At 47.7% G+C, this 24,685-nt stretch carries 20 protein-coding genes; 7 read left to right on the top strand and 13 right to left on the bottom strand.

The window, feature by feature from the left end:
- Nucleotide 1 precedes the first annotated feature (1 nt).
- Nucleotides 2-613: a Uma2 family endonuclease gene (locus tag QUB26_RS10080; RefSeq protein WP_333241417.1), complete on the bottom strand. Its 612-nt coding sequence runs from the start codon at nucleotides 611-613 to the stop codon at nucleotides 2-4.
- A 105-nt stretch (nucleotides 614-718) separates the two neighbouring features.
- Nucleotides 719-2,374, bottom strand: a complete 1,656-nt coding sequence (locus QUB26_RS10075) for an ABC transporter substrate-binding protein (protein ID WP_333241415.1) — start codon at nucleotides 2,372-2,374, stop codon at nucleotides 719-721.
- A gap of 648 nt (nucleotides 2,375-3,022) precedes the next feature.
- On the opposite strand from QUB26_RS10075, the gene QUB26_RS10065 reads away from it, so the two are divergent.
- On the top strand, nucleotides 3,023-3,196 hold the full coding sequence (locus QUB26_RS10065; protein ID WP_333241411.1) for a hypothetical protein: 174 nt from the start codon (nucleotides 3,023-3,025) through the stop codon (nucleotides 3,194-3,196).
- 131 nt (nucleotides 3,197-3,327) lie between these two features.
- Here QUB26_RS10065 and QUB26_RS10060 read toward each other — a convergent pair whose 3' ends face one another.
- Nucleotides 3,328-3,942 (bottom strand): hypothetical protein, encoded by a 615-nt coding sequence (locus QUB26_RS10060; protein ID WP_333042238.1) that lies wholly within the window; start codon nucleotides 3,940-3,942, stop codon nucleotides 3,328-3,330.
- Nucleotides 3,943-4,701: 759 nt separating this feature from the next.
- Here QUB26_RS10060 and QUB26_RS10055 point away from each other — a divergent pair.
- The 6 genes from QUB26_RS10055 to QUB26_RS10030 all read left to right on the top strand — a co-directional run bounded on the left by QUB26_RS10055 (nucleotide 4,702) and on the right by QUB26_RS10030 (nucleotide 12,703).
- Nucleotides 4,702-6,270 carry a serine/threonine-protein kinase gene (locus QUB26_RS10055; protein ID WP_333241408.1) on the top strand — a complete coding sequence of 523 codons (1,569 nt, stop codon included), beginning with the start codon at nucleotides 4,702-4,704 and terminating at the stop codon, nucleotides 6,268-6,270.
- Between the two features lie 885 nt (nucleotides 6,271-7,155).
- A complete protein-coding gene (locus tag QUB26_RS10050; RefSeq protein ID WP_190660406.1) occupies nucleotides 7,156-7,488 on the top strand; it encodes a DUF6825 family protein in 333 nt (110 codons plus the stop codon).
- 111 nt (nucleotides 7,489-7,599) lie between these two features.
- Nucleotides 7,600-9,366 (top strand): AarF/ABC1/UbiB kinase family protein, encoded by a 1,767-nt coding sequence (locus QUB26_RS10045; RefSeq protein WP_333234158.1) that lies wholly within the window; start codon nucleotides 7,600-7,602, stop codon nucleotides 9,364-9,366.
- Nucleotides 9,367-10,148: 782 nt separating this feature from the next.
- On the top strand, nucleotides 10,149-10,880 hold the full coding sequence (locus QUB26_RS10040) for a PP2C family serine/threonine-protein phosphatase (protein WP_333224993.1): 732 nt from the start codon (nucleotides 10,149-10,151) through the stop codon (nucleotides 10,878-10,880).
- A 90-nt stretch (nucleotides 10,881-10,970) separates the two neighbouring features.
- Entirely contained in the window at nucleotides 10,971-12,173 is a 1,203-nt protein-coding gene (locus QUB26_RS10035) for an anhydro-N-acetylmuramic acid kinase (protein WP_333241402.1), read from the top strand.
- An 80-nt stretch (nucleotides 12,174-12,253) separates the two neighbouring features.
- Nucleotides 12,254-12,703 (top strand): hypothetical protein, encoded by a 450-nt coding sequence (locus tag QUB26_RS10030; RefSeq protein ID WP_333056052.1) that lies wholly within the window; start codon nucleotides 12,254-12,256, stop codon nucleotides 12,701-12,703.
- A 436-nt stretch (nucleotides 12,704-13,139) separates the two neighbouring features.
- On the opposite strand, the gene QUB26_RS10025 is transcribed toward QUB26_RS10030, so the two are convergent.
- From QUB26_RS10025 to grpE, 10 genes are all read right to left on the bottom strand, one after another.
- Nucleotides 13,140-13,337: an NblA/ycf18 family protein gene (locus tag QUB26_RS10025; protein WP_006635253.1), complete on the bottom strand. Its 198-nt coding sequence runs from the start codon at nucleotides 13,335-13,337 to the stop codon at nucleotides 13,140-13,142.
- Between the two features lie 542 nt (nucleotides 13,338-13,879).
- The gene (locus QUB26_RS10020; RefSeq protein ID WP_333317759.1) at nucleotides 13,880-14,956 is read right to left on the bottom strand and encodes an RNA-guided endonuclease TnpB family protein; all 1,077 of its coding nucleotides are present in this window, start codon (nucleotides 14,954-14,956) and stop codon (nucleotides 13,880-13,882) included.
- A gap of 9 nt (nucleotides 14,957-14,965) precedes the next feature.
- Nucleotides 14,966-15,634 carry an IS607 family transposase gene (locus QUB26_RS10015; RefSeq protein ID WP_333246706.1) on the bottom strand — a complete coding sequence of 223 codons (669 nt, stop codon included), beginning with the start codon at nucleotides 15,632-15,634 and terminating at the stop codon, nucleotides 14,966-14,968.
- A gap of 147 nt (nucleotides 15,635-15,781) precedes the next feature.
- A complete protein-coding gene (locus QUB26_RS10010; RefSeq protein WP_333246693.1) occupies nucleotides 15,782-16,510 on the bottom strand; it encodes a biopolymer transporter ExbD in 729 nt (242 codons plus the stop codon).
- Between the two features lie 15 nt (nucleotides 16,511-16,525).
- Nucleotides 16,526-17,311, bottom strand: coding sequence for a MotA/TolQ/ExbB proton channel family protein (locus tag QUB26_RS10005; RefSeq protein ID WP_333246695.1), 786 nt, complete (start codon nucleotides 17,309-17,311; stop codon nucleotides 16,526-16,528).
- Nucleotides 17,312-17,552: 241 nt separating this feature from the next.
- Nucleotides 17,553-18,803, bottom strand: a complete 1,251-nt coding sequence (gene rsgA, locus QUB26_RS10000; RefSeq protein ID WP_333246697.1) for a ribosome small subunit-dependent GTPase A — start codon at nucleotides 18,801-18,803, stop codon at nucleotides 17,553-17,555.
- Nucleotides 18,800-19,090 carry a sulfurtransferase TusA family protein gene (locus QUB26_RS09995; protein WP_333246699.1) on the bottom strand — a complete coding sequence of 97 codons (291 nt, stop codon included), beginning with the start codon at nucleotides 19,088-19,090 and terminating at the stop codon, nucleotides 18,800-18,802. The genes rsgA and QUB26_RS09995 overlap by 4 nt, the downstream gene beginning before the upstream one ends.
- Nucleotides 19,091-19,381: 291 nt before the next feature.
- Nucleotides 19,382-20,512: a molecular chaperone DnaJ gene (gene dnaJ / locus QUB26_RS09990; protein ID WP_333212567.1), complete on the bottom strand. Its 1,131-nt coding sequence runs from the start codon at nucleotides 20,510-20,512 to the stop codon at nucleotides 19,382-19,384.
- Nucleotides 20,513-20,644: 132 nt separating this feature from the next.
- The gene (gene dnaK, locus QUB26_RS09985; protein WP_333317757.1) at nucleotides 20,645-22,822 is read right to left on the bottom strand and encodes a molecular chaperone DnaK; all 2,178 of its coding nucleotides are present in this window, start codon (nucleotides 22,820-22,822) and stop codon (nucleotides 20,645-20,647) included.
- A gap of 293 nt (nucleotides 22,823-23,115) precedes the next feature.
- The gene (gene grpE / locus QUB26_RS09980; RefSeq protein ID WP_333153502.1) at nucleotides 23,116-23,910 is read right to left on the bottom strand and encodes a nucleotide exchange factor GrpE; all 795 of its coding nucleotides are present in this window, start codon (nucleotides 23,908-23,910) and stop codon (nucleotides 23,116-23,118) included.
- Nucleotides 23,911-24,685 lie beyond the last annotated feature (775 nt).

The raw sequence follows: 24,685 nt of genomic DNA, 5'->3' as shown, positions 1-24,685 counted from the left end.
CTTAAACCTCTCCGACTTCTGGTGTTGTTTCTGCATCTACCTGCTCAAACTTGACTTTGTTGTATATATCTGCTATTGAAATTTGAAACGGTATTGAAGCGAGCGCGAGCGCCTCATCCAATTCATTGTACTCAGCAAACGACCATCGTTTATTATCCCTCTTAGAAAAATGTTCGATATATCTCCGAGTTTGGTCGAGCAATAAGTATTCCTCAACAGTGGGAATTGTGCGGTATCCTTCAAATTTTTTACTGCGATCGTATCCTTTAGTTGAAGCTGACAAAACCTCAATAATTACTCTGGGATTGGTAATCGTATCCGTGCGGTTATTATAATACTCCGGCTTTCCAATCACTACCATCACATCGGGATAGGTATAGATGCGCTTCTTGGGTATCCACAAGCGGACATCACTCATGAAAACATCATAATCCTCTGTTTTGAAAGCAAAATTTAACGCGGCATAGAAATTGCCAGCAATCCGATTATGATTGGTAGAGCCACCTGCCATAGGAAATATTTCACCATCAATGTATTCGCTTTTGCAGTCAGCAGCCTCTTCTAATGCTAGATATTCCTCGATCGAGTAGTATCGCTCTTCAGTAAGTTGCATAGTTCTCTGGGAGCATTTAACTGAGAATTTTGTCTAGTCTAACATTTTTGGGGCGGATTTTACAAATAATATTTAATACAATGACTAATGACTAATGACTGCTGACTAATGACTAACATCCTCAAAAGACTCAGACCCCAAAGGACTCGGAATCCAACCTTGAATATTCTTGCGTTTCCCTAAAAGTGGCTGCGAATGTACGATCGGCAAACGCACAGCTTCCCCATGCAAAATCTGGCTAACTTCCGCATAAATTTTCGCCCTAGCTGCTTTATCCCCACTCGCCCTCCCCCGATCCAAAAGTTCCAGAACTTTCGGATTTTTCCAATTTCCCAAATCCGCCGTCGAACCCGGCCCGAAGTGAGGATAATAAAAATTGTCTGGATCGCCATAATCGCCCGTCCAACCCAACATAAAAGCTTGAAAGCCGGGAGGTTTAAGCCGATCGGCTAAATAAGCAGACCAATCCTTTGTCAGCAATTTTACCCGAATCCCGATCGCGCTCAAATCCGCCGCCAAAGCCTCAGCGATCGGCTTCGGCGTGGGAAAATAGGGACGGCTGACCGGCATATACCACAAATCCAAATCAAAACCGTTCGGATAACCAGCTTTCGCCAGCATTGCTTTAGCTTGCTGCGGGTTAAATTCATAATCTTTAACTTGATCGGACACCGCCCAATTCAGCGCAGGCGGAAGAAATTGCGAATCATGTTTTCCGAGTTCTCCCCAGAAAGCTTGGACTATGGCGGGCTTGTTAATTGTTTGGGCGATCGCCCGCCTGACTTCCGGTTTTGACAAAGGTTCGTAACTCGGATTTAACCCTAAATAACCGACATTAAAAGAAGGTCGCACAACAGCTTCTAAATTAGGATCTCCTTGAACTTCTTGCAGTTGATCCGGCGTTAAATCCACAGTAAAATCAAGTTGTCCTGCTCGCAACTGAGCCAGTCTCGCCGCCGGATCATCAACAAAACGAACTACCAATTGATTGACTTTTGGCGTCCCAGTTTTCCAATAACTCGGATTTTTCTCCAAAACAATGCGATCGCCCGATCGCCATTCCTGAAACACAAAAGGCCCCGTACCCACCGCCAGCGACCCCGGAGTGCCGTACTTAGCACCCGCTTTTTTCACCGCCGCCGGACTCGCCATCCCGAAATAAGCGGAACCTATCGCCGAGGGAAAAGCCGCAAAAGGTCGATTCAAAACAAATTTAATTGTAGACTTATCAACAACCGCCACATCTTTTACTAAAGAATCTTTTTCTCCCTTAAACCCGCCAAATAAATTTTTCCAAATCGGATAAGTCTTGCCCGCTTCTCGAAAACCGTTAGGATTTTTGGCATCCCACCAGCGATCCACATTAAACTTAACAGCTTCCGCGTCAAAATCCGTACCGTCGTGAAACTTTACCCCGGAACGCAACTTAAAAGTCCAAGTTTTACCATCTTTAGAACTTGACCATTCAGTAGCGAGACTCGGCTCAACTTCCACAGTTCCCGGTTTGAAATCAGTCAATCGATTGTAAATTTGGTCGATAACAATCACCGAATTGCCATCAGTAATATTTCCCGGTTCCAGGTTGATCGGCGGCCCGCCCGCACCGTAAACTAAAGCCCCAGCCGGAACCGGAGCAGGAGTTGTCGGAGTTGAAGAATTATTGCTAACCGTGTTTGAGGTGGTGCTGCAATTTGATAAAATTACAGCCATCCCAAAAACTAGACCTAATAAAAATAAACGCCAAGATTTTAACAATCTCATCTCAATAGCTCCCGTTTAATAGTAAATTATACTCATATCAATAAATTCTAATTTGCTCTTTCTCTCCCCTCTGTGGTCTCTGCGTTCTCTGCGGTTCATTTAGTAAATTATATATTAAAATCAAATTCCATTAAATTAACAAACCAAATAGAACACGCTGATGATATCATGTTCCAGGGCAAAATCTCAACTCACACCTTTACTTTAGGTGACGCAACCAGCATGAAAGCCAACGTTTGCTGACCCGCTAGAGGCTATCTCGAAGCCGATGCAATGCTGCACAAAAAAGGCATTCACAATTTATTCACTATCACCGAAATCAGATCGCAATTTTCAGCTAACAGCTAAAATCAAGTCCGCGTCAATAAATACAAAACCTTTACGGCGGGATGGAGGGGGTATTTGTCAACCCGCCGCGACTCAATAGGCAAAAGTCATGCGGCTGCGAATAAACTGAGGCAGCTCAACTTCATGCAGCATTTCGATCAAACCATTCTAAAACGTTTTTAACTGCTAAATCGAGCGTTTCCGGGTCTTTATAAATTAGTACCTATTAGTACAGGTTCGGTGATCCACACCTGCGGTTAGTACCCAAATCCATTTACTAATGCTAGAATCGACTAAGAAAATTATTAAAAAGTATCACCAATGAATGAAAAGGAAAGACAGGAATGGCATGAGAATGTAAAAGAAGAATTGCGAGACTTGAGAGAGAGACTGAAGGATCCCAATCTCAGTGAAGAAAAGTGGAGAATACTTGATCGAAAAGAAGACAAGCTGATTGCACAGGAGCTGAGATTATCTCTAGATTTAGAAGACTGAGAGAGTAATTCAAAATTAGTAAGTCAAGTTAAATAGGATGTCAGTGTAATTTCTGATGCCTTAAAATATTGAAAGTCAGAGCTATTACACTGACTTTCTAGCGGGCTGCCAAAAACGGCTCATTGCGAAGGCTACAAATCAAAACTCTCTTCACCAATACTTCCCAGTTCCCCGCTACCGAGAAACTCTTCCTCCTCTACTTCCTCACTCCCAGACTCGAAACTTTCCACCACAAACGGCAAACCAGCCGCCATCAAACCCCGTTGAATCAGTTCCGGCGTTTCCTCAAACAAAACAAATAGCGGATGAACAGCCTCAGCTTCATCGCTGTAAATATGTCTGTAGCGCTGTGGCATCACCCATTCGTAACCTTTATCCAGCCAAACCTGAGACTGCCGCCAGCGGCCAAGCAACTCAGAAAACTCTTCGCCCGGACGATGAATGAAAATCAAAATTTCCACTCCAATTTTAACTTTCCATTCAGGATCGCACATCAAAATCGCCAAATCGCAGGGCAAACAAACTGCCTGTCCGGGCGATATGCTAGTGCCGCTGCTTCCGGCATAAGAGACCCCGTCCCGCAAGCGCGCAATTGGCAAAGGAATTGTGATTAAACTCTCATGGGCGCGGCGGATACTCGGAATCATTTCCATGTAAACCCGATATTTTTTCAGCAGGGCGATCGCGGCAGAAGATTCGCTGTACTCTGCTAGTAAAGTCTCGTAATGTGATTGTTTAACAGACATTTTCAAACCAAAGAATAAGTAATTACTAATTGCTGCTAATTGCTAATCGATCGCTTCTCGTTACTAGGAAGACCCCATTGGTGACAACTTAAGCTCAAGTTCCCCGAAGGGGGGAACTTGAGCTTGCCTCCAGGCCTTGCTGTGTAACGCGAACAGCGATTGAAGCATTGATGGCTGTGGGCTACAAATGTCGGGAGAATGCTTACAGCCTTTTTATTTACAAGGTTTGAGCCATGTGCAGTCTCAAGATTAAGCCCGATACGATGCCTCTTTGTTATTTTATGCCGCTCGCCTGAACTTCATCTGAGCCAAAAAGGTAATCTGGTCTGTAATGTTTGACTCTGGGAGCAACATCAGACGTGAGAGTGTCAATTCCCCAAGCTCAAGATCGCCATCCGGCAATCTTAGTGCTCATAAGATTGCTCATAAGTCAACATAAAACCTAAATTTTTACAAAAATCGGCTAATTTTAAAGACTTGCTAAAGCAATGAGGGGTTGTACCCCCCATAAGTTAGAGTCTGATCATTATAGATGCACCCTGATGGCTTTCCCGTTCCACAAGAGCGGGATTTTTATTATTGGAAAGCCGGAGCGTGAAGTTTCACGCTACTACAGATAAAATGACGTGGGGATGCCAAGATTAAAGATATAGCAGAGCTAAAGCTCAAACTAGGGTGCCGATCGATCGAACCTCACCCCTAACTCTGCGAAATAACCCAAAGGCGGTAGCATAGTTTGGGAAACGGCATCAACTGAAGATGAACTTAGCGCCAGCAACAGTCCTGCAACAGGGCAAATACACAATTAACGCCACTTTAGGCATAGGAGGGTTCGGCATCACTTACCGAGCTATCCACACCCATTTAAACCAAACCGTCGTACTCAAAACCCTCAACGAAAGTCTGCGCCAACACCCAGAATCTGCCCAATTTCAGCAGCAGTTTATTGCCGAAGCCCAACACCGATCGCGGTGTCAGCATCCCAACATAGTCAGGGTAATCGACTTTTTTGAAGAAGCCGGACAGTCTTTTATTGCAATGGACTACATTCCGGGCCAAACTCTCGCCCAAATAGTCGAAACCGATGGGCCGCTCCCAGAAGCCCAGGCCCTGCACTATATTCGGCAAATAGCCTCAGCCTTAAGTACAGTTCACCACAGCGGATTGCTGCACGGAGATATCAAGCCAGAAAATATTATCCGGCGAGCCGATTCTCACGTAGTAATGTTAATAGATTTCGGAATTGCCCGCGGCTTTACCGCCGGCACCAAGCAAACCCACACCAACTTGCTCTCCCCTGGGTACGCGCCGATCGAACAATACCTCCATGACGGTAAATGTACATCGGCCACTGACATCTACGCGATCTCCGCCACCCTCTACTACTTACTCTCCGGCGTGGCGCCCGTAGCAGCACCCCTGCGCGATCGCATTCCCTTGACTGACTTACGGCAATTTCAGCCCAACCTCAGCCCAGGAATCGAGCGAGCCATCCTTCAGGGACTCGAAATCGACCCCCACAACCGCCCTCAGACAGTGGAAAATTGGCTCACCATGCTGCAAGAAACAGAGCGAGTATCAGTAAAAAGAAAAGGCAAGCAAAGTCTAAGATTGCCCGCACCTCCCCCGCCGCAGTTGACTTTTGTGGCATTTGTGGTAACGGCTGCAATTGCAGGCTGGATGGGTTTTGACCTAGCATCGCACTACAACAGCACCAGTCTCAGTAATAGTCCCAAAATTGAATCCTTCCCATCTCTCGAAGATTTGCTCAAATCCCGCGATTTATCAGAGCCGATGTTCGGACAGCCGTCTGTCGAAAGCACCCCTCTCTACCCCATCGAACTCAACAAGCTCCCCAAACCCCCCTTAGACAGCAGCAACATTCCCGAACAAATCGAGTCCTCAGAAACTAGCGCCGAACTTTCTGAGTCTCCAAACGAGGAAACTCCCGCCCCAGATCCCGAAGCGGAATCTGAGCCATCCCCGGCGCCAGAACCCGCAGAGGAGCCTTCTGAGTCCCTCATTCCAGAGCCTCAAACCGAAATCGAGCCAGAGCCCGAACCAGAAGCCGCACCGGTACCGGAAGTTGCGCCCCTGCCTCCAGAACCGCCCGCCGCACCCGCCCCACCTGCCCCTGAGAGTGCTAGCGCTGAAACCTGGCCGTCGTCGGAATCCCCGTCACCAGTAATAGCCTCGCCGATCGAGCGATCGCCTGAGCCTGCAATACCAAGCGGCAGTGACAACTATTCAGATAGTTCGATCGCACCTGATTCACCACCCCCTGTTGCAGATCCCACAATGCCTTTTCCCGAACCTGCGACAAATTAGTATGGTTTTTGTTGGTTAAAAGTGCGGACAAATACTTGGTTTTATGAGTCAGCAAATATCCGCTCAGTAGTTGAGATAATAAGGCCCTACCTAGCCAACGACTATCTTCCAAAAACTTCCGTCGAATCTGAAAATCCCAACAGTCGCCGTCTGAGTTTATCGAATATTTCCTATTCCCTCGGCAATCTAAATGCCCGCAAAAAATTGCAGGACTGTTTTCTATTTGGATTTAAATTATGTTAGAATATGTGCGCGGCGCTGAGGTGGTGTGATGTCGCGTATTAATACTGCCAAGCTGCAAACATTTTGGTACAAAGCAACCCCAACCTCGAATTTGAGCCAGTGTAAGCGACGCTTTAGGGCTACGCCGTGGCGCGTTAGACTGTTCTAAATCTCAAGAATCCCATCTCCGACACTCGGGGTGGGAGTGTCAATTCCCCCAAAATTCCTTCCTTTGGGAGCAAGCATCATCGGGGACAAGCAAGTTATAATTTGTTGCGGAAGCGCACAGAGATTTTTTGTCAGGAACTCAGGGCTAAAGCCACTGAGCTTGTAAGAAATTACAAGCTGTTCTGACCAGACCCCTCTCAGGAGGAGGCGTTATTCAGGTCACGACACCGGAGAGTGCGACGCCAGTTTTCCGCTCTGTCATCTGCAATTAAACAGTTTTAAAGTCACTGAAACAGTGTTGCAGGTCTAACAAGCCTTTATAACCAGGTCGAGGCGAACATTACCCCGCAAGGGAGGAAGGAGACAACTGTATCTCCATTGGAGGGCAACCATACCCCTCTAACCCCGCAAGGGGATTCAAGGCGGTTGAAACCGCCGAGTCGTTTTCCTCTCAGGTCTAAAGACTCTGAGTTTCCCACTTACCGAATATTTTTTATGAGTAAACCCCCAGTTCATGCTTTTTTTGTAGGCAGAGCACTTGCCGAAGCACTGTACGAGCAATTAGAAAGCGCGGCCACCAACGCTTTCTCTGAACTCGGCAAATTTGACGCAGAACAAAGAGAACGCCTGCGGCAGTTCACCGATCGAGTTGTGGAACGGGCAAATCGAGCTTCGGATGAGGCGATGCAGACCAGAACTGGCACTGCAAGCACCACCACCATTCAAGACATCCATCCTGCAGATTTGCAAGCGACTATTGATGAGCTGCGCGCCGAAGTGGCTCTGGTGCGATCGGAATTGCAGCGTTACCGCAGCAGTTTGCCCTAGCGATCGACTCGACCACAACTATTATTTACAACGTGAGCGCACTGCTTTGCGCTCCTGCGCTCCTACTTTCAATCAAAGCAACAACATAAAATAAGCAATTTGGGAACCCAAGTGTCTGCTCTCCTTGATGACTCTGTTAATCGCCAGCGCTCCCCCAAGCACACTGGCGAAGCCGATGAGCAAAAAACTCCTAGTAAATCCTACAAAAGTAAAGCTTATCGCTGGAATCGCGAAAAATACTCCCGGAAGCGGCGCTTCTTCGACATTTGGGCCTTTGTCTTGCTCTGGCTGGCTTCGCTGTGGCTCGACAGCAAAAATTGGAGCTACTGGGGAGGCGTGACTGAAGAAAAGAAAGTTGCCAGACGGCGCTTTCAAGCTATCTGGGTTCGAGAAACACTCTTGGATTTGGGGCCAACTTTCATTAAAGTCGGCCAATTATTTTCCACCCGCGCCGACTTGTTCCCCGCAGAGTTTGTCGAGGAACTTTCTAAGCTGCAAGATAAAGTGCCTGCTTTCAGCTACGAGCAGTTAGAGGTAATTGTCGAGCAAGACTTGGGCAAGACTGTTCAAGAACTCTACCGCAGCTTTGACCCGGTGCCCCTGGCTGCTGCCAGTCTGGGTCAGGTACACAAAGCTCAACTGCATTCGGGCCCGGAAGTGGTTGTCAAGGTGCAGCGACCTGGACTGCGGAAACTGTTCGAGATCGATTTGCAAATTCTTAAGGGAATTGCCCGCTACTTTCAAAACCATCCTAAGTGGGGCCGCGGTCGAGATTGGATGGGGATTTATGAGGAATGCTGTCGCATTCTGTGGCTGGAAATTGACTATCTCCATGAAGGCCGCAATGCTGATACTTTTCGGCGCAATTTTAGCAACTGTGACTGGGTGCGGGTGCCGAGGGTTTATTGGCGGTACGCGGCTCCGCGAGTCCTGACTTTGGAATACCTGCCGGGGATTAAAATCAGCCACTACGAAGCTTTGGAAGCGGCCGGTATCGATCGTAAATTAATCGCTCAGTTGGGCGCAAAAGCTTATTTGCGCCAGTTGCTCAACGACGGCTTTTTCCACGCTGACCCACACCCCGGCAACATCGCAGTTAGTGCTGACGGTTGTCTGATTTTCTACGATTTTGGCATGATGGGGCAAATCCAGTCGAACGTCCGCGAAGGACTGATGGAGACGCTCTACGGCATTGCTTCCAAGGATGGACAGCGGATTATGGATTCTCTGATCAATTTGGGAGCTTTGGTGCCTACGGGTGATATGAGTCCGGTGCGCCGCAGCATCCAGTATATGCTGGATAACTTCATGGACAAGCCTTTTGAAAATCAGTCTGTGAGCGCGATTACCGACGACCTTTACGATATTGCCTACAATCAACCTTTTCGCTTCCCAGCTACTTTTACTTTTGTAATGCGAGCTTTTTCCACCATCGAAGGGGTGGGCCGAGGTTTAGATCCCGAGTTCAACTTTATGGAGGTGGCACAACCTTTTGCCATGCAGCTTATGACTAATGGAAATGGCCATGATACAAGTAGCAGCATTTTTAACGAAATCGGCCGTCAGGCGGCTCAGGTGAGTTCGAGTGCTTTGGGTTTGCCCCGCCGGATTGAGGAGACTATTGACAAACTCGAACAGGGAGATTTGCGGATTCGCGTCCGTTCTGCGGAAACAGAGCGCTTGCTCCGCCGGATGAGCAGCGCTCAAATGGGTACGAATTATGCTTTGCTGATGAGTGCTTTTACTTTGTCGGCGACAATTTTGTTTGTCAGCAATCAGGTCTGGCCGGCTGTCGCTGTTGCCGTGCTGGCTGCGGGTGCAGGGTTTGCTCTTATGCGTTTGTTCAAGCGGATCGATCGTTTAGACAGAATGTCATAATTGTGCAATTTGCGATTTGAAATTTCAGGTTTGAGATTTCTCGCCAGCCAAAATTTGACATGGAATGTTAAGTTTTGGCTGGCTGACCAGAGATTGCTGAAATTTACAACATTTAGGCCCTTTGAGGCTAAAAACCCGGTTGCTGCCTAGATTTCTCGCCAGCCAAACTTCTAATTTTGGGTAGAAATCCAGTTTTTTTTTGCAGGTGCTGCTGAATTTACTGGATTTACCGAAATTTTAAGATGGGATTACCATCATCAGAAAATTGGGTAGAAACCTCGTCGTTTTAGGACGGCTTTATATTACAATATAATTGGTCAACGACCCACCCGAGACGATGGATCAAACAGCCTATACGAGCGAAGTTCAGCCCGAGGTGCTGGCGGCGAAGCAAAATCGGTAGACCGGTTCAAGAGGATAGGGCAATGGTAAACATCCCTAGAATCAAAACGAAGAAGAATTCCGTTTGGTATTCGACACGTAAAAACCGCCTGGCTTGCGGGGTTAGTCTGTGGAGCGAACATAAGACCAAATCTCTTTTAGGGTGGAGGCAGTTGCGAAGAAGCAGAAATTCAAATCGTGAGGTTTGGGAATCCCCGTCCGCGACGGTCGGGGTGGAAGTCAAACGATCTACAATATGAGGTCAAGGAAGTGCAATTTTTCCAAAACTCGCGATCGCGGGCTGCAGAATTTCAAGCCCGTTCGGGATTTAAGTTTTGGAATAAAAAATCGCACCCCATTAAATTAAGCTTTCAAGTTCGATGAGTCCAATCACCCAATCTATGAAACGCTCTTTCGCAGGTAAGACAGACACAGGGCTAGTTCGTTCCGTAAATCAGGATTCGTACTACATAGACTCTGACGGGCGATTTTTCATAGTGGCCGATGGAATGGGAGGACACGCCGGAGGTCAAGAAGCCAGCCGGATTGCGACTCAGGCGATTCAATCTTATTTGCTCGAACATTGGGAAGGGCCAGAGGATTCTCCGGTGTTGTTGGAAAAGGCTTTTTTAATTGCCAATCAAGCAATTTTGACGGATCAGCTCGACCACCCAGAGCGTGCTGATATGGGAACTACGGCTGTGGTTCTCATGTTTAGGGATGAGGGCCGACCCTGGTGCGCTAATATCGGGGACTCTCGCTTGTACCGACTGCACGGCTCTCGCTTGGAACAGATTACTGAAGACCAGACTTGGGTGGCTCAGGCTGTGAAAAGAAAGGCCCTAACTCCTGACCAAGCTCGCAGTCATCCTTGGCGTCACGTTTTGTCGCAGTGTTTGGGCCGCGATGATTTGCGGGAGATAGATATTTTGCCGGTGGACGTGCAGCCTGGGGATCGCTTGCTGCTCTGCAGCGATGGCTTGACTGAAGAACTTTCCGATCCTTTGATAGCTTCGCCTCTGAAGTCGATTCGCGCCTGCGAGGGCGCTGCAAATGCTTTAATTCAAGCAGCGAAGGATAAAGGTGGACGCGATAATATTACTGTGGTGATCGTGACGATCGACCTCAAATAATATTCATCGCCCGATCGCACCCGACCATCTAAAATCGAAAAATCGAAAAATTGAACAATCTAAAATCTAAAATCTAAAATCTAAAATAGAATGACCCGCGTTATCGGTTTGATCAGCGGCACGTCGGTGGATGGCATTGATGCTGCTTTGGTGGATGTGGTCGGTTCCCAAACAGACTTGAAAGTGCAATTGGTGGCCGGCCACACTTTCCCTTATCCTGCTAATTTGCGATCGCAAATTCTCTCGGTTTGCAGTGGCTCAGCTTTGTCAATGGCTGAACTAGCCCAATTAGATGATGCCATCGCCCAAGAATTTGCGACGGCGGCATTGACAATTCAAGCAGAATATGATAAAGCCGAATTAATCGGCTCTCACGGTCAAACCGTCTACCACCGACCTGCTGGGAAAGCCCAGAAAGACAGCGCCGGTGCGTTAATGGGCTACAGCTTGCAAATCGGGCGGGGCGCGCTAATTGCGGAATTGACAGGAATTACTACGGTGAGTAACTTTCGATCGGCAGACATTGCGGCCGGGGGTCAAGGAGCACCCTTAGTGTCAATAGTTGATGCCTGCCTGCTGGCGGAACCCAACATCAGCCTCTGCATCCAAAATCTAGGGGGAATTGGCAATGTTACCTATCTTCCGGCCAGGGGAAAAGGGGGAAAGAATGACGAGTCTGAGATTTTCAGTCTTGGGGATGGCATATCGGGCTGGGATACAGGCCCGGCGAATTCCCTGTTAGATTTGGCAGTACAGCACTTCTCAGGTGGCACTAAGACGATCGACGAAGGTGGAGCTTGGGCGGCATCGGGCACTCCCTGTCAAGCTTTAGTCGAGGATTGGCTCGCATCAGAGTTCTTCCGCCAAGCACCTCCGAAATCAACGGGGCGAGAGCTATTTGGTGTAGACTATTTTGACAGGTGTTTGGTCGAGGCCGAAGGTTACAACCTCAGTCCTGCTGACGTGCTGGCTACTCTGACAGAACTGACTGTTGCCTCGATCGTTCACAGTTACCAAACTTTTTTACCGGCTATGCCCGATCGAGTTTTACTATGCGGGGGCGGCAGCCACAACCTCTACTTAAAACGCCGATTGCAATCTCAATTGCATCCAGTGCAAGTGTTGACTACTTCTGAGGCAGGCTTGAATGTAGATTTTAAAGAGGCGATCGCGTTCGCGGTTTTAGCCGCATGGCGGGTTCGGGGCATTCCCGGCAATCTGCCTCAAGTTACTGGTGCCCGGACATCGGTACTTTTAGGAGAAATTAACTCTTGTTGGCACAGTTGGGCGTGATAGCATAGAGTCTGAGGGACAACGGCTGTGCGTTGTTGCACCAGCATTGTAGCCAGCAGGAAAAGCATAGGAACAGCACTGTGGCTCACACGTTTTTAATGGAATCTGGCCAATGGACGCTCGAAGGAAGCTGGATTGAGCGCAATGGCGTGCCAATTACGGTTAAAGGCAAAACTTTAGTGAGCTGGAACCGAACAGATTGGTTCAGTATGGTGACAAAGCTCGTATTTCCTGGAGGCGATCGCGAAGAGATTATTTTGCAGTACCGAGGACACCTCAACAGTGATGAACGGCAGTATACTTTTGTACTCCAACACAGCGAACTCGCCCGCGTCGAGGGCGAAGGTTGGATTGCTCCCCAGTCGATCGTCCAGCGTTATTGGGTATTGGGAGACGAACGCCAGCGGCGGACGGGTTTTGATACCCTTCACCGGGTTGATGAGAACCGCTACTACCAATCTAGCGGCATTATGTCAGGTCATTACTTGACCAGTACAATGGAGGCGACTCTGGAACGTCAGCCGGAATAACTCTTTCTAGAGTCCACAGTTGCCAGTTCTAGGGATTGTGATGTGAAAACTGAAGGTTTTGCTAGTCGGAGGTCGCGCTCAGATGTCCGACTAGCGCCATTGTTGTCAAACCTCATCCGCTGCAAATAAACACAAATATATTGAATTTGTTAAAACTTTTAAGTGGTTAAAAAATTAACACTTTTTATTAATAGTTGTCCAATTTTCGAGTTGAGACGCGATAAATTATCTTTGCACTCTCCAGTGGTGTCGATCGACAAAATGCTGAGTTCGACTCCCCAATTCGAGTGAAATCCACAAAGAAACTTTCCAATTTTCCTCAAGTCTCGATACAGGTCTTCTAGCTTCTGCCTTCGAGTGACGCCCCATCACCCCCAACTCCTTTCCGCTTGAGGGAACAGAGTAAGAGACGGAGGTCGCCGACTGCGACTCTTGGTTATTCAACGCCTGGGTTAGGTTCTAAACCCCAGTGGTGTTTCAGAAAATGCCGGTACATGGTTTCTCGTAGCATCATTTGCTCGTAAAGCTTGACCAAAAACTCCTGAGCTTGTTCGCGGCTCATGTCACTTACCTGTGTTTTGAAGGAACACAGGCTAAATTGCTGTTCCAAAGACAATTCTGCTGGTTGGCTCATGACTTTGACTCCTCTGTAAGTAAAGGTGACTTAAAACTGAACACCTGGATTAACCAGATTTGTAAGTTGTTTCAGCGATCGACCATTGGTTTCGGGATGCCCGATTTCCCATCTGGCTTTAGTCTATATTACAAAAGGTAACAATGATTTGACAAAATTACCATATGTCCTAAGAAATAACTTACTTAGGGATAGAGATGCCGAGATGTCTGCAAAAGTTCCTTCCCCAGGCATATACAAGTGTATCTACTTGTCAAGAGAAAAAAGGCTCAGTACGAACCAAAAGAATTGAAGCCCTTTATACCAAATCCGGCGGAGATTCTCTCCGCGAGGGGGATAGCGGGAGATGAGGAGAGCGGGAGATGAGGAGAGCGGGAGATGAGGAGATTGAAAGATGAGGAGATGAGGAGCGGAAGAGCGGGAGAGCGGGAGATGAGGAGATTGGGAAAATTTCTATTTCTGCTACACAAATACTAGACAAGTCTAGACATTTGCTTCTTACTTCATCGGGAGCATGGGAGCGGTTATCCCTCAGTAAGCTTTCACGGTTTAGCCAACCGCGATAACATAATTGCTGCGTTTAAATCTCTGTCCATCGAATGACCACAACTTCCACAGTTATAAGTCCTTTCTTTGAGTGGCATATCTTGGATGTGTCCACAGTTTGAACAGGTCTTGCTCGACGGGAACCATCGGTCGGCAACGATTATTTCACAGCCAAACTTTTTAGCCTTGTACTCTAACTGGCGTTTGAATTCATGGAATCCACAATCAGCTATTACTTGAGCTAGTTTATAATTTGCCAACATCCCGGAAACGTTCAAATTTTCTACTACTATTTTTGCGTGGTTTTTGCATAAGTAAGTAGTGATTTGATGCCGAGTATTTTTTCTAAGATTTGCTACCTTAGCGTGATGCTTTGCTAATTGAATTTTGGCTTTGTATCTATTCTCGGAACCCTTGACTTTTCTGGCAAGAACCCTTGACAACCTCTTGAGTTTTGCGAGATGTGCTTTGTAGTGCTTTGGGTTCGGAAATACTACGCCAGTTGAAAGTGTAGCTAACTCTTTGACTCCCAAATCAACTCCTACAACATCATGACTTTTGATTGTAGGTTCATGATGTTGTTCGTAGGCAAATGCGATAAACCAACTATCGGCAGTGCGCGAAATGGTAATTGACTTGCAAGTTGTATGAGGCAATCCCTCGTGAGTTTTTACCCAGCCGATTGTCGGCAACTTTATAGATGTACCGCCCACAGGGATAGGCTTACCACTCGCATCAATAGTGAAAGAATCGTGATGCCCCTTCTTCTTGAATTTGGGATAGCCACCTTTTTTTGAGAAGAATCTAGAGAAAGAATCCCCAAGGTTATCAAACGCATACTGGGTAATTTTTTGGCAAATACCTGCCTCTTTAATCCACGTAAACTCAGGTTTTACATGGTTGTTAAAGAATTTCTTGAGGAGGTATTTATTTGGCTTCAGTCCATCTTGATAAAGATTACTCCAAGTAGCCAAGCCCCAATTATAAGTAAACCTTGCTATTCCAGCGTGCTTGCTCATTATTGTGGCTTGACTTTTGCTTAGCTTTAGCTTTGTTTTGATGGACAGAAGCATTGTTCGACCTCAACACTGTATTTCTTGATTGCTCAATTTTGCCAGTTCTTGTACGGGCTTGTCAATAGCATTTTTTAGGTTTTCTTTGAGCTCTTTGGAGTAATTTCGTAGACCGTATAGACGGCAAGAGAAGCAGTGGATTATCGCCATCAAATCTTCTACTAATTCATGCTGGGGGGACAACGATAATTGATTGGCGACTACAATTTCGCATCCAACCGACGTGGCAAGCTCTTGGATGAATTCAAAAGCAAAGCGACACATTCTGTCTTTGTGTGCAATTACAATTATTGATATTTCACCTTTGAGCATTGACAGCATGATTGCTAGAAACTTTTTCCTTTTAAAATTTAGTCCGCCCCCAATTTCTGACACCCAATCATCGACTGTTAATCCTCGACAAGGGCAGAAAGCTTCCATTGCCAGCATCTGATTTTTGAGTTCCGGTTTCTGTCCACTGGACGAAACTCGACAGTAGACGACCGTTTTTCGGTTGGCTTCTATGGGCTTCAATCCGTTGGCTATCAAGAGATCATCTTCGGTGTAGAACCGATGACCTGACAGGGTGCGCTTGGCTGGCAACTTCCCTGAAACGTCCCAACGTTGGAGTGTTTTTACTGACAATCCCAGCTTTTTTGCGAAAACGCGCGAGCTTAAACAAAATGGTACACCGCATATTTGTCTATAAGTGTATCATTTTGTCTATTTATTCGCTACCTAGGGACTAGCTCTGTTCTCCCTTCTTCCTTCTCCCTTCTTCCGACGGACATCGGACTGACATCCGTTACATCCCTTACACAATCCGTTGCCGAACCTTCTTCCTAACTAATTGGAGGGCCCGCCATCTTGCGGTGGAGTGGCGACTCCAGGACTGAAATTGGGAGCAGCGGGTGCAGGCGAAACAGGAGGAATGCCCTGATTTGCCCCAGAGTTGCTAGGCTGCCCAGGAGCCGGGAGAGGGGATTGAAACTGATTCGGATTGAACTGCTGCTGCCCGGGAGCGGGGAGAGGGGATTGAAACTGATTGGGGTTGAACTGTTGCTGCCCCGGAGGCACAGGAGACGGCAGAGGTTGACCTGAATTGCCGATCGCAGGTGATCCAGGAATGCCAGAATTGGGAAGCGAGGGATTGGGCAATGGGGAGGAAGCCGAACTAGGAAGAGTTGCCAGGGCAACTCGATCGCCCCCTACCTCTCTCAATTTGTCTAAAACCTCGACAACCTTGGCATATCTAGCATTTTGAGGAGCGTACAGCACCATCAACCCCGTAGGATTTTGGCTTTGGAAACTCTTTAAAACTCGATCTAGCTGTTGGTAATTAACAGGCAATTGGTCGATATAAGTTTGCCCGAAATCGTCAATGCTGACAATCAGCATCTCTCGCATCTGCGTTTGTCCAGTCTTCGCTTTAGGCAAATCGACATTAATGGCTTGCTGGCGAGTCAGTTGCAAAGCCGCCAGGAGAAAAAACGTCAGAATGCAAAATATCACGTCAATTAAAGGCACCAGTTCAATCCGAGCCTCTTCAGCAGGAGTATCTAGATTAATCTTCATTAGTTCTCAGGAGTTTTAATTATTAGAAGGAGAATCTTCAGCCGGATCGGAACCTTTCAATTTCGGCTCCCGATTCCGTTCTCCCGGTTCTTGAGAATTGAGAGAACGCCTGTTCAAACCATCTGCACCAAAAGAAGAATTGCTGTATTCTGCACCGGGTGCTCGACCTTTAGCATTAGCAGCCGGCCAGTATTGCCTGTAAAGCAATTCCAGTTCATTTCCAGCTTTGCGAAATATTTTTGCCTGGTTGAACAAAAAAGCTTGAAATATCCGATAAAACACCAAGGTAAAAATTGCTACTACCATCCCAGTAGCAGTCGTAATCAGCGATTCGCCAATGCCCGATGTCACGCCACTCGTGGCCGCCGTGCCGATGTCGCCCAGACGGATGGAACTGAGCGAGTTAATCAAGCCCAGAACTGTTCCCAGCAAGCCCAGCAAAGGCGCCAGAGCGATCGTAGCTTCTAAGATTTTGTCACCGCGACGCATCGAAGCCAACTCTTCATCGGCTGCAGCTTCGAGTGCGAGTCGAAATAAATCTGGTTCGGGATTGTAGAGCCGCAGGGGTGCAGAAAGAAATCGCCCGATCGGCTGTCTGTTAGCTTGTCTGGCCATCTCGTTAGCCACCCCCCAATCGCTGCGAGCGGCTTCCAGAATGCGGTTAACTATCTGCTTTTCTTTGCTCAGGAGGCTTGCCCAAAACCACAAGCGCTCGATAATTGTACTCAAAGATAAAATCGATAACACCAACAGGGGCCACATGGCGGGGCCGCCTTTTTGAAACAGTTCTTGAATATTCACAATATTTTTGCTCCTGCAGTACCCGCTAACTTTTGCTTCTGTTCTACTTTTTTTAACAAATCTAAGGCCATTTAATTTTAGCTATTAATGTACTCAGGACTTACGCACTTGCGAGTAAAGAAAGTCGGTTTTGCGAAGGCAGCCTTGGGGTGCAACTAAGTATTTTCGTTGAGGAAACCCGGTTTCTGGGTAAGTCTTGGTACGGTTTTCTAGTGCCTACGGGCGATGGGCGGCGACTTCCTCACAATTCCTCTAAGTCTTGACACATATCTTGGAGTGACTGGTGTTGAAGGCGGCGGGAAGAGCGGCGATATTTTTTAGTTTGCAGCTTCGGTTCGTAATGTTGCGTACCATCAGACTTGGTTTGCTGTTTCAAACTCGATTCGGCGCTACTAGAGTTTTGCTCTTGTTGCTGGCGGACGATCGCCTCTTCGAGAAACTGCAAGTAATACTCATAGCGCTCCCAACCCCCCCGCACGACACAGTTAGGCTCGTCTCGGTGCGAACAGTCGCTAAACTGGCAGCTACCCAAAGCCAGCCTCTGGCGCGCTTCTGGGAAATATTCCGCTAACTCGGACGGATCGCATTCGAGAGCCGGTTGATTAAAGCCCGGAGTATCGGCCAAAAGTCCGCCGCCGGGAAGTTCAAATAGTTCTACGTGGCGTGTCGTGTGGCGCCCGCGGCCGAGTTTGCCGGAAACAGCGTTCACTCGCAGATTCAGGGCCGGGATCAGTTGGTTGATTAAGCTGGACTTGCCAACCCCAGAAGGGCCACAAATTACCGTTATTTTTCCTTGCAAATGGCTCAGAAGGAAGTTCGGCAACGGGCTATGTACGGGCTTTAACGGATTTAACGGATTGACCGAATTTGGCAATTGGGGGTTATCCTCAGAACTCAGCATAGATGGTTCTATTTTCTCCACTAAGTCATGGAAAGCTGGTTCCGATGCAGAAACTTGATTTTTGTCATTAGCGGGGGCTTCATGAACTCCTAAACCGCTGCGGACGCTAATAAACATTGGTTCGTAGCCCCAGCCTGAAAGCCGATCGCGCCACTGTTCCAACTCATCGGGCGTGACCAAATCGCATTTGTTCAGGCACAAACTCACCTCTAAACCTGTAGATTCTGCCTTGACTAAAAACCGAGTTAATGATGCGGGATCTAAGTCTGGTTCGGCGAGGGCAAAAACCAGGAGAATGCGATCGGCATTAGCTACAGGCGGGCGGTTGAGTTCTGTTTGGCGGGGGAAGACTTCAGAAATTGCACCCCGGCGGTCAGTCCAGTCCGGTTCGTCTACCACCACGCGATCGCCCACCATCACCTGTTGGCCAATTTTTTTTAGTCGAGTGCGACGCGTGCACAGGAGAATCGGAGAATCAGCGAGGGGAGCCTTTTTCCCGTCAATGGAGACTTCGGGATCTAACCTCACTTGGTAGAAGTTAGCCTGAACAGCAATTACAGTACCGACGATCGAGGGTGAATTCAGGCTCATCCTGCTTCCTGGTGTTCGGGGCGCTGCACTTTCATGGAAAAATAGCCCGACTCCGGCCCATCCGCGACAAATTGCGTTTCCAGAATCTGGTACCCTTCCATTTTCAGACTATCGGGCACTTGTTCGATCGGCTCCCCAGCATCCAGCCACACCTCCAAAACTGCTCCCGGTGCCATTTGCTCCAAGCGCAGTTTAGTGCGGACAAAATTCAGAGGACACGGAGTACCACGCAGATCGATTTTGGCATCTGGGGATTTGGGACTTTCAATTTTCGATGTTGAATTCATAATGTTTTTGGCAATCTCAAATCCTGAAAGCCTTAGTTTTTTAAACAAGTTGCCTGGAAACTGGAAAATCTAAAATTTTGTGTCCAATTGGACACAGACTATTATTCTTTCTCAAAAAAATGAGCGCAATTGCGCTCACTTTTTTGAGCGCTGCTGAAACCGAATGCCTAGAAACCGTCCCACCTGAGATTTTTGTGAGCAATTGCAAACAATTTTTTGACAGATACTAAAACAAATTGCCGGGGAATCCTCAAAGAGGAAAATTTGACACCCATGGGTGTCAAATTTTGCTTATTTCTGAAACAAATTGCCCAAAAATCCTTCCAAACCGCCTTTACCAGTACGATCGCCCTTCAGCTTAGCAAGCTGCATCAGCAATTCCCGTTCCTCAGCCGTCACCTTAGTCGGAATGTCAATAGACACCGTAATCAAATGATCGCCGCGACTGACTGGATTTCCCAACCGAGGCACCCCTTTTTTCTCCAAAGTCAAAACAGTATTGGCCTGAGTTCCGCTAGGAATCAACAATTCCGTCGGCCCGTCTACGGTTTCCACTTCCAACCGGCACCCTAAAATTGCTTGCAAATAACTAATTTTAACTTCCGAGCTAACGTTAGTGCCGTCGCGCTTAAATAGCGGGTCTTCATTCACCGCCAAGAACACGTAAAGATCCCCGGGCGGCCCGCCCAGTTTGCCGGCATCCCCTTCATTGGAAACCCGCAAGCGAGTACCGTTGTCAACCCCAGCCGGAATTGTGATTTTCAGCTTTTTCATCACTTCTTTCTGGCCCCGGCCGCCGCAAGTTTCGCACTTATCCTCAATCACTTGCCCGGTGCCGCTGCAAGTGGGGCAAACTGAAACTTGAGTAAAGCTGCCGAAAGGAGTGCGGGTAGCGCGTCGGACTTGACCACTGCCGGTACAAGTCGAGCAGGTTTGTGGTCTGGTTCCCGGTTTCGCGCCAGTCCCGGTGCAAGTTTCGCAGGTTTCTAGATGCTTGATGCGGAGTTCTTTTTCCCCACCAAACACTGCTTCTCGAAAATCCAGCCGCAAATCGAGGCGCAAATCGTCTCCGCGCACCGGCCCGCTGCGCCTACGACCTTGCTGTTGTGGCCCACCGACGCCTCCCTGAAAGCCCTGAAAGAAGCTTTCAAAAATATCGGCAAAGCTGTCACCAAAGTCTTGGAACCCAGGCGCGCCTGCACCGCTGACGCCTGCTTCGCCGAAACGGTCGAAACGGGCGCGGGTTTCTGGTTCTGAGAGTACCTCGTAGGCGCGGTTAATTTCTTTAAACCGCTCCTCGGCACCGGATTCTTTGTTGACATCTGGATGGTACTTGCGAGCTAGGCGGCGGTAAGCACGCTTAATTTCTTCTTTGTCTGCGCTGCGAGAAACGCCTAATATTTCATAGTAATCACCGGCCATAGAGCTGCTTGCCTGGAGGTAAATAACAAAAAGTGTACGAAAAAGAAACGGGCTACCTTTCCTGAAATTACAGATTAAAAATCAAAAATTCTCATTGTTAATTTTTAACTTTTAATTTTTAGCTTTTCTGTTTTAAAGGAAAGGATTCATATCATCAACTTCTGGTTCGGGAACCTTCTGTTTTTGTTTTGACTGTGGATTTGACTGTGGACTTGGCTGTGGACTTGGCTGTGGACTTGGCTGTGGATTTGACTGTCGTTTTGACTGTCGCTCCGGCTTTGATTCCGGCTTTGATTCCAGCTTTGGTTCCGGCTTTGGTTCCGGCTTTGGTTCTGGCTTTGGTTCCGGCTTTGGTTCCGGCTTTGGTTCCGGCGCCACCAGCAACTCTTCTTTCAGCAAAATGCTGTCGTCGTCAGCTTTAACCTCTTCTGGTTCTGATGATTCTACTTCTGACATCATCTCGCTTTCAACAACAGCTCCTGACGGGGCTACCCCGCTGCGGGCTTGGTCGTAGACTGCTGTCCCCAGCGAGTATAGCAGTTGCTTGAAAGATTCGATTGCGGGGGTGAGTTCCTCGATTGTGATGTCGGGGTTACTCATCGCTGCCCGCAAGGCTGCTGCGGCTGTTTCCGCTTCGGCCTTAAGCTCGTCACTCAGCAGTTGCGCGTTGGTTTTTAAAGTTACACCACAATTATAGACGAGGGAGTCAGCTTGATTTTTGAGTTCGACGAGTAGAGCGCGCTTGATGTCCTCGTCGGCGTAAAGTTCGGCTTCTTGTCGCATCCGCTCGACTTCGGTTTCGCTCAATCCCCCTGTATTGGAAATTTGGATGCTTTGTTCTTTTCCGGTTCCCTTGTCTTCAGCAGCGACTTTGAGAATCCCGTTGGCATCGATTTCAAAGGTAACTTCGATTTGAGGTACGCCACGGGGGGCTGGGGGAATGCCTTTGAGCAGGAACTTGCCGAGACTTTTATTGTCTTTAACCAATGCCCGCTCGCCTTGGAGGACGTGAATTTCTACCGAGGTTTGCCCGTCTGTCGCCGTGCTGTACATTTGCGATCGGCTCGTGGGAATAGTTGTATTGCGCTCGATTACTTTGGTAAACACCCCGCCCAAGGTTTCGAGTCCCAGGGAAAGTGGAGTCACATCGAGCAGCAGCAAGTCTTTGACTTCACCACCCAACACTCCGGCTTGAATTGCCGCGCCTACCGCTACAGCTTCGTCGGGATTGACGGATTTATCGGGAGAAACGCCCCCAAAATACTTGCTAATTGCCTGTTGAACTGCCGGAATCCGGGTTGAGCCTCCCACTAAAATAATTCTGTCTATGTCTTTGGGGGTCAAACTTGCGTCTTTGAGGGCTTGAGTCACCGGATCGATCGTCGCTTGCACCAAATGAGCCACCAGTTTTTCAAACTGAGCTTTGGAGAGTTCCATTTCCAAATGCTTCGGCCCTTTCTCGTCAGAAGAGATGAAGGGCAAATTGATTGAGGTGGATTCCCGGTTGGAGAGTTCGATTTTTGCTTTTTCAGCAGCTTCTCGGAGGCGCTGCAAGGCCATTTTGTCTTGTGAAAGGTCACTGCCTTCTTGAGTGCGGAAAGCTTCTACCAGCCACTGTACAATGCAGTCGTCAAAGTCATCTCCTCCGAGATGGTTGTTACCGGAGGTAGCGTTGACTTCAAAAATTCCGTCTCCCAGTTGCAGGATCGAAACGTCGAAAGTACCGCCGCCGAGGTCAAAGACCAAGATTTTCTGTTCTATATTTTGCTTGTCCAGCCCGTAGGAAAGGGCTGCCGCTGTCGGTTCGTTGACGATCCGCAGGACTTCTAGGCCGGCGATCGTACCGGCGTCTTTAGTAGCTTGCCGTTGGGCGTCTGTGAAGTAAGCTGGCACTGTAATCACGGCTTGGGTAACAGTTTGTCCCAAATAAGCTTCAGCATCTTGCTTGAGCTTTTGGAGTACCATTGCCGAGATTTCTTGGGGAGTGTGAACCTTATTCCGAATTTGGACGTTAACGGTATCGTCTTTGCCTTTTATGCAGGTATAGGGAGTCCGCGCTCGTTCTTCTTCCGTGTCGTCCCACCGCCGTCCGATAAATCGTTTGATACTGTATACAGTATTTACAGCATTAGTTACAGCTTGCCGCTTGGCTAGTTGACCTACTAAGCGATCGCCCGCCTTGCCGAATCCTACTATACTCGGAGTTGTGCGACCGCCCTCGGAATTGGCGATCACGACGGGTTTACCGCCCTCTAACACAGCTACGCAACTGTTAGTTGTGCCTAAGTCAATTCCAATAATTTTTCCCATAGCGCCTCATAAAACTTTGTGGGATGTTTGGAAACCTCCAACTACAGGTTGGGGGAAGAAAAACGACTCAGCTTGTTTAAACAAGCATTACCAGACTAGATTTGTAGGAAATAAACTTGATGTCCTAAAGCAATATCAAAGACCGGTAAAAACATTTTTCAGAATTTTTGGATAAAGCGCTGACGTGCTTTTAGTCATCTTTAATTAATAAGTTGGTGAGTCTGCCACCTGGGAACCCCCGAATTCTATTCGGGGGTAAGTGACTTTAAGGAATGCAGTAGCTTGTATCCCGCTTAACCTTCCGAACTATCGGGATTTTCATCTGAGGCTACCACAGATAGCCCAGCCGCTGCAACTTTCACTTTGGCGTGCCGCAAGACGCGATCGCCCAGAATGTAGCCGCGTTCTAGTTCTTGGATAATTGTTCCTTCCTCGTGTTCGTCAGTTGGCTCGCTCAGCAGAGCTTCGTGGAGGTTGGGGTCAAACTGTTCGCCTTCGGGCCGCATCGGAGAAACCCCGATTTGCTTGAGGCCGTCTACCATTTGCTTGTAAACGCTTTGGTAGCTTTTGTGAATGTTCATTTCGCCATCGGTTTGCGGCTTGATGTGCGATCGAGCGCGCTCGAAATTGTCAATTACCGGCAACAGGGGTTTAATCGTGAGACACCTTGCCTGTAAATCTAGCTCTTCTTTTTCCTTTTGGGTACGCCTGCGGAAGTTCTCAAAATCTGCTGCTAGGCGGAGATTTTGATTTTTCAGTTCTTCTAGTTGAGCGGATGTGGCTTGCAACTGAGTTTTTAAAGCCTCTTTTTCATCGTTGGCCTGGGCCAGTTCCTTCTTCCAAGGCTCCGCCGCGTCTGCAGTCGGACTGTTGGTTGAACTGCCGGTGACGGTAGGCCCCGATGCGTTTGCTGGGGTGCGATCGCCCTGAGCACTTTGATAAGCTCGAGCAAGTTCGAGTTCCCAATCCGCCGATTCGTTCGAGTTTCCTGATGCCGCCGGATTTTCGCTTGCCATTGGCGAACCCTCTGGGGTGGTTTCCCCAGTTGAGTTAGGATCTTGATCTTGCTGTTTTTCCTCGTCAATCATAAAAGCTGCGCGACAGAACCCTATCAATTCTAGCAGATACAGTTAACCCGGTAAATCTATACGACTCGAATTTACTGTGTATGGCACAATGTGAAAAGAGGAAGTCTCGCCCGATCGGGAGACATTGCTCAAAGCTTTCCATAAAATATTCAAAGCCCCGTTTAAATATTGAGGTATAATTTATGGCATTAATGGGGCAAACCCAAGGTTTGTTGGTTCCTCATTTTTAATTAAAGCGATCGCATTTACAACAATTTTTATAAGTATATTTTGCGGTTAAGTCTACTACAATATTTCCCAATTAGGAGGCTTGATGTTTCAAGGTTTACTTAAAAGGATAGAAACTTAAAGTTATCATCGATCAGGCTGTTTTAGTCGCAAGCTGACGCTGCCATTTTTTACCATTTGCTGAGTTTGCCAAGTGGGGAGAAAAAGAAATTTGTATTGAGGAACTAAATAGTTAGCTGTGTGCTTGTGTAACTCAGACACTAGGTTTTTAATCTTGATGCGAATTGGGGGCGTGGTTTTTCAGAGTCAATAACGCCGAAGTTTCTTGAAGTCTGGAATTTTTGCCATTCAAATGATAGATATTAGCGGGTATGGCGACGCTACTCATCTGTAGATAATATGGATATCTAATGGGCATCTTTCCAACATTTCTGAACCGTAAAACTTAGATCACAAAGGTTCGGAAACCAGGGTATAATCAAAGTAATATTTACTGACCCAAAACTAGAGTTGCTCAAAATTGGCCCAGGGGGCTCATGCAGCCGAC

Source organism: Microcoleus sp. B4-C1 (genome assembly GCF_036705285.1).
In the GTDB taxonomy this organism is placed as follows: domain Bacteria; phylum Cyanobacteriota; class Cyanobacteriia; order Cyanobacteriales; family Microcoleaceae; genus Microcoleus.
The sequence above is the reverse complement of the archived record's forward strand: the minus strand, read 5'-3'. Positions and strand labels throughout refer to the sequence as shown.

Coding starts and splice junctions, on each gene's coding strand:
- QUB26_RS10055 (WP_333241408.1), top strand. CDS start 4,702: ATGAACTTAGCGCCAGCAACAGTCCTGCAACAGGGCAAATACACAATT.
- QUB26_RS09995 (WP_333246699.1), bottom strand. CDS start 19,090: ATGAATTCAACATCGAAAATTGAAAGTCCCAAATCCCCAGATGCCAAA.
- rsgA (WP_333246697.1), bottom strand. CDS start 18,803: ATGAGCCTGAATTCACCCTCGATCGTCGGTACTGTAATTGCTGTTCAG.
- QUB26_RS10080 (WP_333241417.1), bottom strand. CDS start 613: ATGCAACTTACTGAAGAGCGATACTACTCGATCGAGGAATATCTAGCA.
- QUB26_RS10065 (WP_333241411.1), top strand. CDS start 3,023: ATGAATGAAAAGGAAAGACAGGAATGGCATGAGAATGTAAAAGAAGAA.
- dnaJ (WP_333212567.1), bottom strand. CDS start 20,512: ATGGCCGGTGATTACTATGAAATATTAGGCGTTTCTCGCAGCGCAGAC.
- dnaK (WP_333317757.1), bottom strand. CDS start 22,822: ATGGGAAAAATTATTGGAATTGACTTAGGCACAACTAACAGTTGCGTA.
- QUB26_RS10035 (WP_333241402.1), top strand. CDS start 10,971: ATGACCCGCGTTATCGGTTTGATCAGCGGCACGTCGGTGGATGGCATT.
- grpE (WP_333153502.1), bottom strand. CDS start 23,910: ATGATTGACGAGGAAAAACAGCAAGATCAAGATCCTAACTCAACTGGG.
- QUB26_RS10075 (WP_333241415.1), bottom strand. CDS start 2,374: ATGAGATTGTTAAAATCTTGGCGTTTATTTTTATTAGGTCTAGTTTTT.
- QUB26_RS10060 (WP_333042238.1), bottom strand. CDS start 3,942: ATGTCTGTTAAACAATCACATTACGAGACTTTACTAGCAGAGTACAGC.
- QUB26_RS10040 (WP_333224993.1), top strand. CDS start 10,149: ATGAAACGCTCTTTCGCAGGTAAGACAGACACAGGGCTAGTTCGTTCC.
- QUB26_RS10020 (WP_333317759.1), bottom strand. CDS start 14,956: ATGCTTCTGTCCATCAAAACAAAGCTAAAGCTAAGCAAAAGTCAAGCC.
- QUB26_RS10050 (WP_190660406.1), top strand. CDS start 7,156: ATGAGTAAACCCCCAGTTCATGCTTTTTTTGTAGGCAGAGCACTTGCC.
- QUB26_RS10010 (WP_333246693.1), bottom strand. CDS start 16,510: ATGAAGATTAATCTAGATACTCCTGCTGAAGAGGCTCGGATTGAACTG.
- QUB26_RS10025 (WP_006635253.1), bottom strand. CDS start 13,337: ATGAGCCAACCAGCAGAATTGTCTTTGGAACAGCAATTTAGCCTGTGT.